The organism is Mesorhizobium kowhaii, from assembly GCF_003253745.1.
Classification (GTDB): domain Bacteria; phylum Pseudomonadota; class Alphaproteobacteria; order Rhizobiales; family Rhizobiaceae; genus Mesorhizobium; species Mesorhizobium kowhaii.
In genome coordinates this window covers 826,707-842,151 of sequence record NZ_MZXV01000013.1, presented here as the reverse complement: position 1 = coordinate 842,151, position 15,445 = coordinate 826,707, and the positions used below count along the sequence as shown (strand labels likewise).

11 protein-coding genes are annotated in these 15,445 nt (G+C 64.1%); 7 read left to right on the top strand and 4 right to left on the bottom strand.

The annotated features are described in order from the left end of the window. Position 1: 1 nt before the first annotated feature. On the bottom strand, positions 2-316 hold the full coding sequence (locus tag B5V02_RS06575) for a DUF2934 domain-containing protein (RefSeq protein ID WP_111543344.1): 315 nt from the start codon (positions 314-316) through the stop codon (positions 2-4). 645 nt (positions 317-961) lie between these two features. On the opposite strand from B5V02_RS06575, the gene B5V02_RS06565 reads away from it, so the two are divergent. The 3 genes from B5V02_RS06565 to B5V02_RS06555 are packed head-to-tail and all read left to right on the top strand — an operon-like array spanning position 962 to position 6,197. Next, positions 962-5,086, top strand: a complete 4,125-nt coding sequence (locus B5V02_RS06565; RefSeq protein ID WP_111543343.1) for a Pls/PosA family non-ribosomal peptide synthetase — start codon at positions 962-964, stop codon at positions 5,084-5,086. Continuing rightward, entirely contained in the window at positions 5,083-5,544 is a 462-nt protein-coding gene (locus B5V02_RS06560) for a GNAT family N-acetyltransferase (RefSeq protein WP_245445733.1), read from the top strand. Before B5V02_RS06565 ends, B5V02_RS06560 begins: the two co-directional genes overlap by 4 nt. After that, positions 5,541-6,197 (top strand): 4'-phosphopantetheinyl transferase family protein, encoded by a 657-nt coding sequence (locus B5V02_RS06555; protein WP_245445731.1) that lies wholly within the window; start codon positions 5,541-5,543, stop codon positions 6,195-6,197. The genes B5V02_RS06560 and B5V02_RS06555 overlap by 4 nt, the downstream gene beginning before the upstream one ends. Before the next feature lie 9 nt (positions 6,198-6,206). Here the strand turns inward: B5V02_RS06555 and B5V02_RS06550 are convergent, their stop codons facing one another. Continuing rightward, positions 6,207-7,325, bottom strand: a complete 1,119-nt coding sequence (locus B5V02_RS06550; RefSeq protein WP_111543342.1) for a KamA family radical SAM protein — start codon at positions 7,323-7,325, stop codon at positions 6,207-6,209. Positions 7,326-7,484: 159 nt separating this feature from the next. On the opposite strand from B5V02_RS06550, the gene B5V02_RS06545 reads away from it, so the two are divergent. Continuing rightward, entirely contained in the window at positions 7,485-8,420 is a 936-nt protein-coding gene (locus B5V02_RS06545) for a hypothetical protein (RefSeq protein WP_111543341.1), read from the top strand. A 29-nt stretch (positions 8,421-8,449) separates the two neighbouring features. Here the strand turns inward: B5V02_RS06545 and B5V02_RS06540 are convergent, their stop codons facing one another. Continuing rightward, positions 8,450-10,021, bottom strand: a complete 1,572-nt coding sequence (locus tag B5V02_RS06540; RefSeq protein ID WP_111543340.1) for a serine hydrolase — start codon at positions 10,019-10,021, stop codon at positions 8,450-8,452. A 300-nt stretch (positions 10,022-10,321) separates the two neighbouring features. On the opposite strand from B5V02_RS06540, the gene B5V02_RS06535 reads away from it, so the two are divergent. Together B5V02_RS06535 and B5V02_RS06530 are read left to right on the top strand one after the other, a co-directional pair. After that, the gene (locus B5V02_RS06535; RefSeq protein ID WP_111543339.1) at positions 10,322-11,983 is read left to right on the top strand and encodes an acyl-CoA synthetase; all 1,662 of its coding nucleotides are present in this window, start codon (positions 10,322-10,324) and stop codon (positions 11,981-11,983) included. Between the two features lie 186 nt (positions 11,984-12,169). Next, a complete protein-coding gene (locus B5V02_RS06530) occupies positions 12,170-13,063 on the top strand; it encodes a hypothetical protein (RefSeq protein ID WP_111543338.1) in 894 nt (297 codons plus the stop codon). A gap of 76 nt (positions 13,064-13,139) precedes the next feature. On the opposite strand, the gene B5V02_RS06525 is transcribed toward B5V02_RS06530, so the two are convergent. After that, positions 13,140-14,762, bottom strand: a complete 1,623-nt coding sequence (locus tag B5V02_RS06525) for an ABC-F family ATP-binding cassette domain-containing protein (protein WP_111543337.1) — start codon at positions 14,760-14,762, stop codon at positions 13,140-13,142. 218 nt (positions 14,763-14,980) lie between these two features. Between B5V02_RS06525 and B5V02_RS06520 the strand changes: the two genes are divergently transcribed. Then, positions 14,981-15,280 (top strand): hypothetical protein, encoded by a 300-nt coding sequence (locus B5V02_RS06520; protein ID WP_167458382.1) that lies wholly within the window; start codon positions 14,981-14,983, stop codon positions 15,278-15,280. Positions 15,281-15,445: the final 165 nt, after the last annotated feature.

The window sequence follows — 15,445 nt, the reverse complement described above, 5'->3', positions numbered from 1 at the left end:
ATCAGGATTTCCGCTTGCCCTTGATGTTCCGCGCATGCTCGACCGCCGCGCGGTCGTGGCCCAGCCTGTCGAGCAGCGCCTGCGCCTCGTCGCTCGATATGCCGGTGCGCACCGCCAGTTCCTCGACCGTCAGGATGTCGGCGCTGGCGATCTCGCTTGTTTCCGGGAGAGCATCGCCCGCCGTCAGCGGCAGCGCCGCCTCCCGGTCGATCTCGGCCGCGGCCTGGTGCCAGTGCCGCTCGGGATCGCCGCCGCCTTCGCGTTCCCAGATCTCGTATGCGCGCTGCTGGATTTTTTCGTGCCGTTCGTCGCCCATGTCAGTTCCTCCGTTGCGTCAGGGAAGAACGCGACGCCAATCCGAACGATCCAAAAAATTTGCGTGATCATGCGGGAAGAGCGTGACCCGCACGAAGGTTGGCGCCCTACGGCGCCCCCCTCTGCCCTGCCGGGCATCTCCCCCACTTGTGGGGAGATTGGCAGCTTCGGCGCCGGCGTTTTTCTCGCAACGTGAAAATTGGCGAAAGCGGATGTTCCGGCCAATCTCCCTCCTTGTGGGGGAGATGCCCGGCAGGGCAGAGGGGGGCGCCGTGGAACTCGGCGGCGGAGGCTTCACCCTCCCCGGTTGACGAAGCATCAAACGCAAAAACCCGCCTGTGCGGCGGGTCATTGGCGCAAATCAGCACGATGGACGAATAGCATAGCTGCCCTCACCATGTCAAGAATAAATTCCTATCGAAAAGCCCCCGGAACAAAAGCCGCCGACACCGCCGGACTGGCTGTCGTCAGGCTTTGTCGACCTGAGCTCGCAGCCTCACGCGGACCGTAGGAAAAGCGCTCGGACACACTCCAGAAACAAAACTCAACAGTTCGGAAAAACTGGCGAAAAGATCGGATGGCATAAGCATCCCGCGGCGGCCGGAAATCGGCCGCGCCGGGCGATGCCCGGCCAGGACGAGAAAGTATGGAAATGGATCACGGTTTCGATATGGCCGGACTGGACGAGGCAAGACCGGGCAGCCAGCCCGAGACTTGCCTCACAAGCGTCGATGCGCTCGTAAGGGTCGCTCACGACTCCGGACCAGTCGCGCGCGGCCAGATCCTGACGGGCGCCGACTTTGCCCGGCAGGGGCAACCCGGTGAGCGGCTCGATACGGTCTTCGAGCAGCTCGCCGAGACCTTTGCCGCGTTGCCGGCGGTGATCTCCGACGGGCGCGCCTGGACGTATCGGGAGCTGGACAAGCGTGCCAACCAGTTCGCCCGCCTGCTGGTCAAGCGTGGCGTGCGAAGGGGTGACCGGGTTGGGCTCATTCTCGACCGATCGGCGGAAACCTATGTTGCGTTGCTCGCCGTGATGAAGGCAGGCGCGGCCTTCGTGCCGCTGGCCACCGCGTTCCCTGAGGAGCGGATGACGCTCATCATCGAAGACGCAAGCGTGAGCCTGATCGTCACCATCGCCGCCTATGCGTCGCGAGCCGATCAACTGCCCGTTCCCCATTTGTTGATCGACAGCGCCGCCGCCGAGATTTCCAAACAGTCCAGCGCGCCGCTGAAGCCACATGCGAAGACCGCGGTATCAGACGACACCTGCTACATCCTCTACACCTCGGGCACCACCGGCAAGCCCAAGGGCGTGGTCATCAAGCACCAGAGCTTCGTCAACTTCATCCGGGTCGCCGCCGCATCCTACGGCTACCGGCCGGGCGATCGTGTCTATCAGGGCATGACCATCGCCTTCGACTTTTCCTCCGAAGAGATCTGGGTGCCATTTGCCGCCGGCGCGACAGTCGTGCCGGCACCTGGCCAGATGCCTCTCGTGGGCGAGGAACTGGCGGATTTCCTGCGCCACCATGACATCACCTGCATGGCCTGCAGCCCGACCCTTTTGTCGTCCATGGCCAGCGACGTGCCCAGCCTGCGCACGCTGCTGGTGGGCGGCGAGGCCTGCCCTCACAATCTGGTGGTGCGCTGGTCGAAGCCGGGGCGGCAAATCCTCAACACCTATGGCCCGACCGAGGCGACCGTCACGGCGACGATGAGTGTGCTGACGCCCGATAGTCCGGTCACGATCGGCGCGCCGCTGCCGACCTACTCGATCGTCATTCTCGACGCTTCGCTGCCGCAACTTGCCGAGCCTGGTGAACTGGGTGAGATCGGCATCGCCGGCATCGGGCTCGCGGTCGGCTATCTCAACAGGCCGGACCTGACGCATCAGAAATTCATTGCCGATTTCCTCGACCTGCCGAACAACCCGTCAAAGCGCATCTACCGGACAGGCGACCTTGGCCGGATCAACGACAATGGCGAGATCGAGTATAACGGGCGCATCGACACCCAGGTGAAGATCCGCGGCTATCGCATCGAACTCGGCGAGATCGAGGCGGTGCTGCTCGACCAGCCCGAGATCGCGCAGGCTGCCGTCACCACCTGGGAGATCGAGCCCGGCCGCGTCGAACTCGTTGCCTACTACGCACCAAAACCCGGCCTGCCGGCGATCTCGCGCGCCGATCTCGGCCAGGTGATGAAGCGACGCCTGCCAGATTACATGGTGCCCTCCTATCTGGAGGAACTGCCGGCGATCCCGATGACGGTCTCCAACAAGGTGGACCTGCGCCAGCTTCCAAAGCCGACAAATGCCCGGCTTTCGGCCGATCGCGCGATGGTGCCGCCCGGCAATGACGACGAGCGTTTCCTGGCCGACGCACTGGCCGCGGTGCTGAAATTCGACGAGGTGTCGGTCGAGGACGATTTCTTCGACGATCTCGGCGCCAACTCGCTGCTGATGGCCCATTTCTGCGCGCGCGTACGCACCCGGAAGGAATGGGCGACGACGTCGATGCGCGACATCTATCTCTATCCGACCGTGGCGCGCCTGGCCAAACACCTGAGCGTAGCGGAAGAGATGACCACGGCCACCAATGAGCCTGTCCTCACCCGCCAGGCATCGAACCTTGCCTACTGGACCTGCGGCGCGGCGCAGCTCGTGTTCTACGGGCTCTACAGCTATGTGGCGCTGTGGGCGGTCAATGACGGCCTCAACTGGATGTACGACGCGCTCGACGAGCCGCTGCAGCTCTATTTGCGCTGCGTGGCGCTTTCGGCCGCCGTGTTCTTCGGCATGTCGGGCTTTGCCGTCATCGCGAAATGGGTCCTCATCGGCCGCTGGAAGGCCGAGGCGTTTCCCATCTGGGGTCTGCGCTACTTCCGCTTCTGGGTCGTCAAGACATTGATCCGCACCGCACCCGTGGTGCTGTTCCGGGGTAGCCCGCTCTACAGCTTCTATTTGAAGCTTCTCGGCACCAAACTCGGGAAAAATGCCGTCATCGAATCGAAATCCGTGCCCGTCTGCACGGACCTCATTTCAATTGGCGCCAACACGATCCTGCGCAAGGAATCGATGATTCTCGGCTATCGGGCCCAGGCCGGCTATATCCATACCGGGCCGCTGACCATCGGCCGCGATGCCTTCGTCGGCGTCGGCTCCACGCTCGACATCGACACCAGGATCGGCAACGGCGCCCAGCTCGGCCATTCGTCCTCGCTGCACCGCGGGCAAAGCATCCCGGACGGCGAGCGCTGGCATGGGTCGCCAGCCGTGCCGACCACGGCGGACTATTGCAAGGTGCGCAACGTCGATCCTTCCAACATTCGGCGCTTCCTCTTCGAAGCGGTCCAGCTGATTGGCCTGTTTGCCATCGTCACCCCGCTGCCGCTGCTGTTCCACAGCTATTGGGAGAACGTCGGCGACGACTATCAGGAGACCATCGGCATCGTCGCGATCGGCACCACGGTCACGCTTTTTGGATATATCGCCGTGGCCTTTCTCGCGGCGACGCTGGTGCCGCGCCTCTTCAGCCTGCTGTTGAAACCCGGCCGCACCTATACGCTTTACGGCTTCCGCTATTGGCTGCAGACCGTCGCCGAATTCTCGAGCAATTCCCGCGTGCTCGGCCTCCTGTTCGGCGACAGTTCGGCAATCGTGCACTACATGCGCGCCATCGGCTGGAACCTCAACAAGGTGGTGCAGACCGGTTCCAACTTCGGCAGCAACCAGCAGCACGAAAACCCGCTCCTGTGCGAGATCGGCACCGAGACCATGGTGTCGGACGGACTTTTCATGATCAACATGCACAAATCCGCCTCAGCATTCAGGCTCGAGCCGACGCGGATAGGCGAACGCAACTATCTCGGCAACAACATCTACTATCCGCCGGATGGACGCACCGGCGACAACGTCCTGCTCGGCACCAAGGTGATGGTCCCCATCGATGGGCCGTTGCGCGAGAATGTCGGCCTTCTCGGTTCGCCTTCCTTTGAAATCCCCCGCATGGTGAACCGCGACAAGGAACTCATCGCCGGCGTCGACGAGGACGACCGGCGCCGTAGCATCCCGCACAAGAACCGCCACAACATGGTGACGATCCTGCTGTTCGTGGCAACGCAATGGATCATGCTGTTTGCCACACTGGCGATCTGGGACCGCGCGCTGAACTACTATACCGAATGGGCGGAGGTCGCCCTCTTCGTTGCCGTGCTTTTGACCTCGGCCATCACCATTCCGTTCTACATCTTCGTGGAGCGGGCAAGCCTTGGTTTTGGCAGGCTGAAGCCGCAAATGACGACGATCTACGACGTCGCCTTCTGGCGCCACGAACGCCACTGGAAGCTTGCCGATTCGCCGATCGTGCGCCTGTTTGCCGGCACGCCGTTCCGGCCGATGATCCTGCGCATGCTGGGCGTCAAGGTGGGCAAGCGGGTCTATGACGGCGGCAGCAACCTGACCGAACGTTCGCTGGTCGAGATCGGCGATGACGTCACGCTCAATGAAGGCTGCGTCATCCAGGCCCATTCGCTGGAAGAAGGCGCGTTCAAGTCCGATTTCATCCGCATCGGCAAGGGTTGCACGCTCGGACCTTCCGCATTCGTCCACTACGGCGTCGTCATGGGCGAAGGATCGGTGGTCGATGTCGATTCCTTCGTGATGAAGGGCGAAGAGCTGGAGCCCAACTCCATCTGGCGGGGCAACCCGGCCAAGCTGCATCGGTTCGTGCAGCCGGTCACGGGCGATGGCTCCAAGGCATCGGCTTGAAGACCGGAGAAATCCGTCTCGCCTCCCTGACCGAGGCCAACCGGGCCTCGGTCGCGTCCCTGGAACTGGCCCCGGACCAGATGGATTTCGTCGCCAGCAACGCGGAGTCCCTCGACGAAGCCAAATCCGATGACGACGCGCGGCCGCGCGTCGTCATGGCTGGGGATCGTGTCGTCGGGTTCCTGATGTACGAGGCGCCGCAGGATGACGACGAGGCGCGCATCTACCGTTTCATGATCGACCGCAAATGGCAGGGCAAAGGCTACGGCAAGGCTGCGTTGCGTGAAGTGCTGGACGAAATCGGAAGCCTCGGCCACATCAGTCACGTGTCAATCTGCTACGAACCGCACAATGAAGCAGCACGACGGCTCTATCGCGCCGCCGGCTTCGTCGAACAAGGGCTCGATGAGGACGGCGAAATGATCGCCGACCTCGTCCTGCCGGCGGATGATCGTTGACGCCGCCGCCCTCCCCTGAAGTCGCGCTTGCGCAAACGTCCCTGCTGCAGGCGATGATTGCCATTGCGCCCAAAAGTGTCCGGATCGGATGCCGGGTGATACGCGACGGCGACGAGGCCCATCTGCTGCCCGACGAAGCGCGTTCCATCCCCGCGCGCCAGCCGGCCATGCGGCGCGCCAGCGGAGCGGCCCGCTGGATCGCGCACGGGCTGCTGGCGGATGTTGGCGTCAACGGCTTCGCCATCCTGCGCGCGCCATCCGGCACGCCGGTCTGGCCCGACGGGATAACCGGTTCGCTCGCCCATGACGACGACATGGCCGTGGCGACGGTTGCGCATGTTGCCCACATCGCTTCTCTCGGCATCGACGTCGAGCCCGCCCAGCCCTTGCCCGACGATATCCTCGCGCTCGTTGCAACCCCTGCGGACCGGACAGACGCGGCGGAGCGGCACCTTGCCGGCCGCATCCTGTTTTGCGCCAAGGAAGCCGTCTACAAGGCGGCCTATCCGCTCGATGGCGAGGTCCTGGGCTATGAGGATATCACCGTGGACCTCGACGCATGCCGTGCGGTGACGAAAACCGGCCGCAAGGTCAGCCTCGCATACTGCGCTGCTCCGCGCGTGGTCGTCTTGGCGTTTGTCGATGCGGGTTAGAGAATCGCCCTACTCGCCAACCACTTCGCGATACCCCCGCACCTCGCCATCCAGCCCGCGCAGCCGCCAGCTCTCGCCCTCCCGCCCCTCGACATAGCACGGCCCGATCGGCACCTTGCCGCCGCCTTCCGGCAGGTCGAGCACATAGACCGGGTTGCAGATGCCCGACAGGCGGGCGCGCAGCGCGCCGGCCAGCGCCTGTCCCTGCGCAATCGTGGTGCGCCGGTGCGCCATGCCGCGGGCGAGGTCGCCATGGTGCAGGTAGTAGGGCTTGACGCCGAGGCGGTACATCAGCTCGCGGCAGAGCTCCTCCAGCACCTCGACCGTGTCGTTGACGCCTTTCAAGAGAACGCTCTGGTTGAGCAGCACGAAGCCGGCTTGCCGCAACATGCGGCAGGCCTGTTCGGTGGCGTCGGTGATCTCGCGCGGATGGTTGAAATGGGTGACGACCGTGACCATCAGCCGGCCCCGCAGCGCCGTCACCAACCCTGATGTGATGCGCGAGGGCAGCGCCACGGGCACGCGTGTATGGATGCGCAGCAGCCGCACATGCGCAATCGCCTCGATGCGGGCGCGGATTTCGGCCAGCGCCTTGTCGGGCAGCGAGAGCGGATCGCCGCCGGTCAGGATCACTTCGCGGATCTCGGGGTGATCAGCGATATAGGCGAGCGCCGGCTCCAGCGCCTCGCGCGTATAGCCACGGCCGATCGAGGTCAGCGACTCCTTGCGGAAGCAGAACCGGCAATAGACCGCGCATTGATAGGTCGGGAACAACAGCACCCGGTCGGCATGGCGATGCGTCAGCCGCGGCACCGGGCTGAACTCATGGTCGGCGATCGGATCGTCGAGCTCGCCGTCCTGTTCCGCCAATTCGTCGGGCGACGGGATGACCTGCGCCCGGATCGGGTCGGCGGGGTCGTTCCAGTCGATCAGGTCGAGATAGGTTTTTGGGATCCGGACCTTGTGGTTCGAGGCCGCGGCTTGCGCCGCCGCGCGCTCGCCCGGTGACAGCGGCAGGGACGCGAGATCGCGCACATGGCGCACGCCGGCGCGGATTTCGGTCTGCCAGGCGGTGTCGGGGGCGAGCGCGGCATCGTCCGTGTGGCGAAGGTTGGTGTCTGAAGTCATCGGGTTTCTCGGGGGCAATTTCTGGCAGAGCTATCGGCCGGATGGCCAGGCGGGTCAACCATCTGGGGTGATCGCCGCCATCGATCCATCGCCTGCGAGCCCATAGGTATTTAAGCAAAATGGCACTATTCTGCGCAGTCTGGGGTTCAGGGAAAACCAATGGATTTCAGCACAGGCCATGGCTACCTGCTCATTGGCGGCCTCATCCTGGTTGGTGCCGGGCTGCTGATCCTGTCGCTGATCGTCAATCTGCGTGTCGCCCACAGTGTGCGCGACGACGTGCGCCACCGCGAAAAGCTGCTGGAATACTACCGCAACATCTTTTCGCAGCTGGGCGTGATCCTGATCGGCATCGGCGTATCGCTGTTCATCTTCTTTTTCCAGCAGAATTACCAAGACCAGCGCAGACGCGAAACGGAACTCCAGCAGGTTCTGGCCAAGCTGGCGGCGCGCATCGCCCGCGGCGCTCCCGTCGTCGGGTCACTTGGAGAATTCGACGCGCTGCTGGATGAAGGCGGGGCCTATGTCAGTCCCGAACTTGGTGGAACCAACGCCGCGATCGGCGCGCAGGGAGCGGAGCTCGGCAAGCAAGTCGGCGAGATCGTGCTGGTCGAGCGCGACGTCGACGTCCGGGACTTCGACATCCTCAACTTGTCGCGCGATTTCGAATCGTCGTTCGTCGTCAACGAGCTCGATCCCACGCTGTGGTTCGACATCGTGCGCGACGAGAGCGAGATCAAATATGCCACCACCCAGCTCGCCCTCGACTACAAGGACCTGCAGGACGCGATCGGCGGCGAGCCGGTCGAGCTTGCGATCGCCAATCCTGAAACAGAGCGCAAGATCAAGCACGAGGTGCTCGACATCTTCTACGATGCCGACCTCCTGCGCCAGCGCAGCAGGCGATTTCTCGGCCGTGCGTGCTGGCTCCTCAGCCACGGGCGCAGCTTCGTCAGCCTTGCACCGGTGGAAGCAATCGAAGCCGATGCGAGGTCGCATCAGGAATGGATCGACCGGTCGAAACCCTTGCTGACGCAGGCGAAGTCGGGCAACGGCGATTGCTTCAAACTTCTCCAGCACGGCCCGGCATCTTGAGCTGCCGGCGGCACCGTTCGATTTGAAAGTCAGTCACCCACACGTTGCAGAGTGCCAAGATGATTGTCGTCGAGAAAACCGATCGTCACGGCCGACGCCTTGCCGTCGGGGCCGACGACAAAACTGACGCCCGAGGGCCTGTCCGGCGTCTCGGCATCGGGGAAGGTCAGGAAAAGGTCGCCGTCGAAATGGGTCAATGAATAGGACCGGGCGCCGGCCGGGCCTGCCCTGAGCACCAGGTCGTCTCCCGCTTTCGAGACGACCGCGTCGCCGATGAAGTCGTTGGCGTAGCGGCCGGCATAGGCACTGGCCGGCCCGGCCGGCCTTGCTGGAGACGGCGGCGCAGCATAGGTGGCCTTCGCCGCCGCGACCGCAGGGCCGAACAGGCCAGCATAAGTATCATCCCACGCCTTGACCCAATCCTTCCCGATCGTACCGTCGAAGACGAGGTCTGCAAAACTGTCGGACAGCCCCTCCGGCACGCCTGTCGGAAAGGCATTGGTGACGATGACGATGCCAAGCTTGTCTTCCGGGAAGATTGTCACCAGGCTGCGCGCGCCGACGCTGAAGGCGCCGGCGTGGCCCCAGCTCAGGCCGTGCCGGCCGAATTCGACATTCCAGCCGAGGCCGTAGAACGATGCGCCGCCGGAGACGGGGTTTTTGCCGCGCGCGATCAGCGGAACATGCGTCTGGCCCAGCGCATCGGCGGCAATCAATGTCTTGCCGGCATAGACGCCGTCGCCGAGGATGAGGAGCACCCATTGCGAGAGATCACGTGCCGTGGAGCTGACGCCGCCGGCGGGCGCCTGCGCATCCGGATCGCGCTCTATCTTCGCGGCCCAAGCGCCATCGACCTTGACATGGAGCGCGGCACGGTTGGCGTGCTTGATGAAATCCGAATGGCGGGAACTGGTCGAGGCCATGCCAAGCGGACGGTAGAGTTTCTCCTCGGCGACCTCCTCCCAGGGCCTGCCTGTCGGCGTCGCGGCCGCCACGGCACCCTCTGTCAATCCGAAATTGCTGTAAGAGTACCCGGCGCGAAAGCTCGACGATGGCGGCACGAACCGCAGGCGATGCAGGATCTCGGCGCGATCGTAGCCAATGTCCTCGAGGTCGTCTCCGGCGGTGCCCGGAAGGCCGCTACGATGCGAAAACAGGTCGCGGACGGTAAGTTGGCTTGCTGGATAAGGATCGGCCAGCCGGAACGCCGGATCGAGGTCAGCGATCTTCGAATCCCAGGACACGATCCCGTCGCTGACCAGCGCCGCTACGACGGTAGCGGAGACCGGCTTGGAAAGGGACGCGATCTGGAACACCGTGTCGGCGTCGACGACCTCAGGCTTGCCGGCCTCGCGATGCCCGAAACCCCTAAGAAAGATCACCTCGTCATCGTGCACGACGGCGATGGCGAGACCGGGTACGGCACCGCCCGCGACGGCGGCTTCGGCGAGCGCTTCGAGCTTCGACAGGGCAGCAGTGATCCGCTCGGGCGTGATGGTATCGGCCGGCGCCGCATGCGGCCAAAGCACCATGGCGGCGATGAAAGCCCAAATCCACCAATGCCAAATCCACCAATGACAGAGATTCCGATCCAGCCGCACGCGCCAGCCTCCTCCCAAGCATTCACCTGGCCATGATACAGGCCCGCGCGGGTGAGGCCAGCCCTCTCAGGCGATCCGCCATCCGGCGGCCGCCGGCATTACCAGCTGGGCGAGGGACCGGTGGCAACGAGCTGTACGTTCCGTGCGAAATCCCGGCGCGGTGCTGCTACTGGAAGAGGGCTGGGAAACCGCAGCGAGTGCGCCCCGCAATCGACGCAATCGACCACAAACCCGATTTCAGGCAATCTGACATATGGGCGGCGCGTGATGAGGAGACGGGCGCCGCCAGGAAGGACTGCCATGACCAAGACACAAGCTGCGGCGCTGCCGCGCTATGAAGACGCCGTTGCGCGCTTTCGCATCGAAGACGAAGTCGCACGGCTTCAGGGAGACCCGACGACCGGCATCAATGCCTGCATCGAATGCTGCGATCGCCACGCCGGCGCCAACCGGCTGGCGTTGCGCGCGATCTCCGCCGATGGCCAGTTGCGGGAATTCAGCTTCGACCAGCTTCGCGACATGTCGGCGCGCGTCGGCACCATGCTGAAAGCGGCAGGCGTCGGCCCCGGCGATGTCATTGCCGGCATGCTGCCGCGCATTCCCGAACTGGTGGCGCTCATCCTCGGCACCTGGCGCATCGGCGCGGTCTACCAGCCGCTGTTCACCGCCTTCGGCCCAAAGGCCATCGACCACCGGCTGAAGACCAGCGGCGCAAAACTCGTCGTCACCAACATGGCCAATCGCGGCAAGCTCGACGAGGTCGAGGATTGCCCTCGGGTGGCGACCATCCTTGCCCAGGACGAAGCCCTGCCGGCAGGCGACATCGATTTCCGCGCCGCGTTTGCCGCCGCCTCGACTTCCTGCGAGCCAATCCTGCGCAAGGGCGACGACCTGTTCATGATGATGTCGACCTCAGGCACGACAGGCCTGCCAAAGGGCGTACCGGTGCCGCTCCGCGCGCTGCTGGCCTTCGGCGCCTATATGCGCGATGCGATCGGCCTGCGGTCCGACGATGTCTTCTGGAACATCGCCGATCCCGGCTGGGCCTACGGCCTCTACTACGCCATCACAGGTCCCCTGCTGCTCGGCATCGCCACGACCTTCAACGAGGGTCCCTTCACCGCCAAAAGCACCTATGACATCATCGAGCGGCTTGGCGTTACCAGCCTTGCCGGTTCGCCCACCGCCTTCCGCCTGCTGCTGGCCGAAGGGCCTGAGGCCACCGCCCGCATCAAGGGCCGCCTGCGCGTGGTCAGCAGCGCCGGCGAGCCGCTCAACCCGGAAGTGATCCGCTGGTTCGACGCCCATCTTGGCGTGCCGATCCATGACCATTACGGCCAGACCGAGAACGGCATGATGGTCAACAACCATCACGGCCTGTCGCACCCGGTGCGCCCCGGCTCGGCCGGCTTTGCCATGCCGGGCTACCGCATCGTCGTGCTCGGCGAGGCCGGCCAGGAGCTTGGCCCCAACCAGCCCGGCATCCTCGCCGTCGACATCGCCAACTCACCGCTGCGCTGGTTCGACGGCTACCACCAGGCCGAAACCCCCGCGATTTCGGGCGGCTATTACCGCAGCGGCGACACCGTCGAGTTCGAGCCGGACGGCTCGATCAGCTTCATCGGCCGTGCCGACGACGTCATCACCTCGGCCGGCTATCGCATCGGGCCGTTCGATGTCGAAAGCGCACTGATCGAGCATCCCGCGGTCAACGAGGCGGCCGTCGTCGGCGTGCCCGACCCGCAGCGCACCGAAATCGTCAAGGCCTTCGTCATCCTGGCATCTTCTTTTCGCGGCAGCCCGGAACTCGCCGAGGAGCTGGCCCAGCATGTCAGGAAGCGGCTCTCGGCCCACGCCTATCCGCGCGAAATCGATTTCGTCAGCGAGTTGCCGAAAACGCCGAGCGGCAAGATCCAGCGGTTTTTGCTGAGGAAGGCCGAGGTGGAGAAGCGGAAGGGGTGAGGCGTGGTCCGCGAAGCGGACGGAAAGCCAATTGCTTGGCTTTCCGAACAACGGACGCCCGGAGCGACAGCGGAGGGCCGGCGCCGGCCGCTGCATGCAATGCTTCGCGTCGACTTGCCGCCGCGCAATAGCCGCAAAGCTGCTCGATGGCTCCCAGCCTGTCGAACGCCATATGGGGGCTATGTCATGCGGTTGGTCTGGACCATCATCTTCGCGCTCGCTACCGGAGCGGCTTTCGCGGCCTCGCCGGAGGACGACTATATCGCCGCACGCGACAAGGCGATTTCCGCCATCGCGACAATGGAAAGCGCGAACGAACCTGTTGAAACGCGCGATGCCGCCGGGACGAAGGCGCTGGCCGATCTCGAAAAGCGTCTTTCCGCCATTCTCGGCCCGCTGGCGGTTGCGGGTTTTCCGGCGACCGGCACGATCAATATCGAAAGCCTGAGCGATTCCGATATCGGGTTCGGCATGCTCGACGGGTTGCGATACGCCAAAAGCGACGACCGCCCGAGCCTCGTGGCAACGACGCGGGGGCTGCTTGAGCGCTGGCTACAGTCGAGAGCCGCCGAGATGGACGCGAGCTTCAGACTGCCCGCCGGCATCGATGCGGCGCTGAAGCTCGATGCCTTCTACACCCAGGCGATCAACAGCGACGCGGCGTTCACGGGGACGCTCGACTTTCCGCTGAAGAAGCCTGAAGGCGCCGACATCGCGTTTGCGCGGCTCGGCGGCTGGGCGCAGGACATAGGACCGAACCCCGACCAGCAGGTCATCGTCACCCTCGTCAAGGGCAACAGCGTCATGATCGCCTCGGCGCCCGCGGCACCGCCTGTTCCGAAGATCGCGGCCTGCGACGCCTTGTGGGCCTCTGCGGACGCCGCCGCCCAGAAATTCCAGGAGGCCTACCAAGCCTCCGATCTCAAGGACCAAAAGGCGTATGATGCCGGCAATGCCGCCTGGGAAAAAGGTGACGCGGACTATCGCGCCTGCATGGGCGAGCACCTGCCGGGCGAGCCGGTCTTCCCGGCACTTCTCGCCCAAGCCCAGGAGCTTGCCGATCACATGGCCGGCAAGTAGGCCTGCTCAGGCGTATCGGCGCCGCGCGTTCTCAGCGGGCTGAATGGTCAGCTCGCTCGGGCGCCATTGGTAACTGTCAACTCCGCAACCCCGGCGCTTCATGCCCGGTGCGCTCGACATACTCCGTATAGCCGCCGCCATAGGTGTGGATGCCTTCGGGCGTCAGCTCCAACACGCGGTTGGAAAGTGCTGCCAGAAAATGCCGATCGTGCGAGACGAACAGCATTGTGCCTTCGTACTGCGACAGTGCCGTGATCAGCATCTCCTTGGTGGCGATGTCGAGATGGTTGGTCGGCTCGTCCAGCACCAGCAGATTGGGCGGGTCGAACAGCATCAGCGCCATCACCAGCCGCGCCTTCTCACCACCTGACAGCACGCGGCATTTCTTCTCGATCTCGTCGCCGGAAAAGCCGAAGCAGCCGGCCAGTGCCCTGAGCGGCGCCTGGCCAGCCTGCGGAAACGCGTCCTCCAGCGTCTGGAACACGGTGCGCTCGCCTTCCAGCAGCTCCATGGCGTGCTGGGCGAAATAGCCCATCTTGACGCTCGGGCCGCGCGCCACCGTGCCGGTATCGGGCTCGGAGGCGCCGGCGACCAGCTTCAACAGCGTCGACTTGCCGGCGCCATTGACGCCCATGATGCACCAGCGCTCGCGGCGGCGGACCTGGAAATCCAGCCCCTCATAGATGCTGCGGCTGCCATAGCCCTTGTGGACGTTCTTCAGCGTCACGACGTCCTCGCCACAGCGCGGCGCCGGCTGGAAATCGAACGACACCGTCTGGCGGCGCTTGGGCGGCTCGACGCGATCGATCTTGTCCAGCTTCTTCACCCGGCTCTGCACCTGGGCGGCATGCGAGGCGCGCGCCTTGAAGCGCTCGATAAAGGCAATCTCCTTGGCCAGCATCGCCTGCTGGCGCTCGAACTGCGCCTGCTGCTGCTTGTCGGCGATCGCCCGCTGCTGCTGGTAGAATTCGTAATTGCCGGAATAGGCGGTCAGCGAACCGGCGTCGATTTCGACCACCTTGTTGACGATGCGGTTCATGAACTCGCGGTCGTGCGAGGTCATCAGCAACGCGCCGTCATAATTCTTCAGGAAGGACTCCAGCCAGATCAGGCTTTCGAGGTCGAGATGGTTGCTCGGCTCGTCGAGCAACATGGCGTCGGGCCGCATCAAAAGAATGCGGCCCAGCGCCACGCGCATCTTCCAGCCGCCGGAGAGTTTTCCGACATCGCCGTCCATCATCTCCTGGCTGAAACCCAGGCCATCGAGCACCTCGCGGGCGCGGCCGTCGAGCGCATAGCCGTCGAGCTCCTCGAAACGGTGCTGCGCCTCGCCATATTTTTCGATGATCTCGTCCATCTGGTCGGCCTGGTCGGGGTCGGCCATGGCGGCCTCGAGTGCGGCCATCTCGGCCGCCACGTCGCTCACCGGCCCGGCGCCGTTCATCACTTCGGCAACCGCGCTGTGGCCCTCCATGTCGCCGACATCCTGGCTGAAATAGCCAATGGTGACGCCGCGATCGACCTGCACCTGACCTTCGTCGGGCTGCTCCTGCCCGGTGATCATGCGAAACAGCGTCGTCTTACCGGCGCCGTTGGGGCCGACGAGGCCGACCTTCTCGCCCTTCTGCAGCGCCGCCGACGCTTCGATGAAGACAAGCTGACGGCCATTCTGCTTGCTGATGCTTTCCAGTCTGATCATGCGATTTCCGGGGGGCTTGGAGCGTGGAAGGATTTTCCCCGGGGCCATACGCGATGGCGGGCGCCAGAGGAAGAGGCGCAAGCGCCGCACGCCCCGGACACACTCCAGAAACAAGATTCAACAGTTCGGAAAAACTGGCGAAAAGATCGGCTGGCATAAGCATTCCTGCGGCGGCCGGAAAATGGTCGCGGCACAACGCGAACGGATGGTTACCAGTAATGCAACGAGATTCGAACGGATGGATGGGTGCCCTGCTCGGCATGTCGCTCGCCGTCACCGCGATCGGACCGTCGGAAGCAAAAGCAGCCATCACCCGCAGCGAACATTGCGACCGGCTCAGTCTTCAATTGGACCAAGCCATCCAGACCAAAGCCGAGACGACCGAGGTCGCTGAGGCAATGTCGCTGCAGAAGACGGCCATCCGCTTCTGTGCCGAGCGCAAGCAGGCGCAAGGCATCAGGACGCTGGCCAACGCTCTGAAGCTGCTTGGGGTGACGCCGGACGATCAAGCCCAGTGATATCAGATCTTTGAAACCAGTTTTTGAAGCCCAGACTTTCAACATCCAGACACAAGGCATGTCAAGAAACACACCGGCAAGAGGCACGGCCACAAGCACGCCAAGGCTTATTGATCGCCGCTCTTTCTGACTTCCTCCCGGGAAATGGCCGCCACTCGCAAAAGC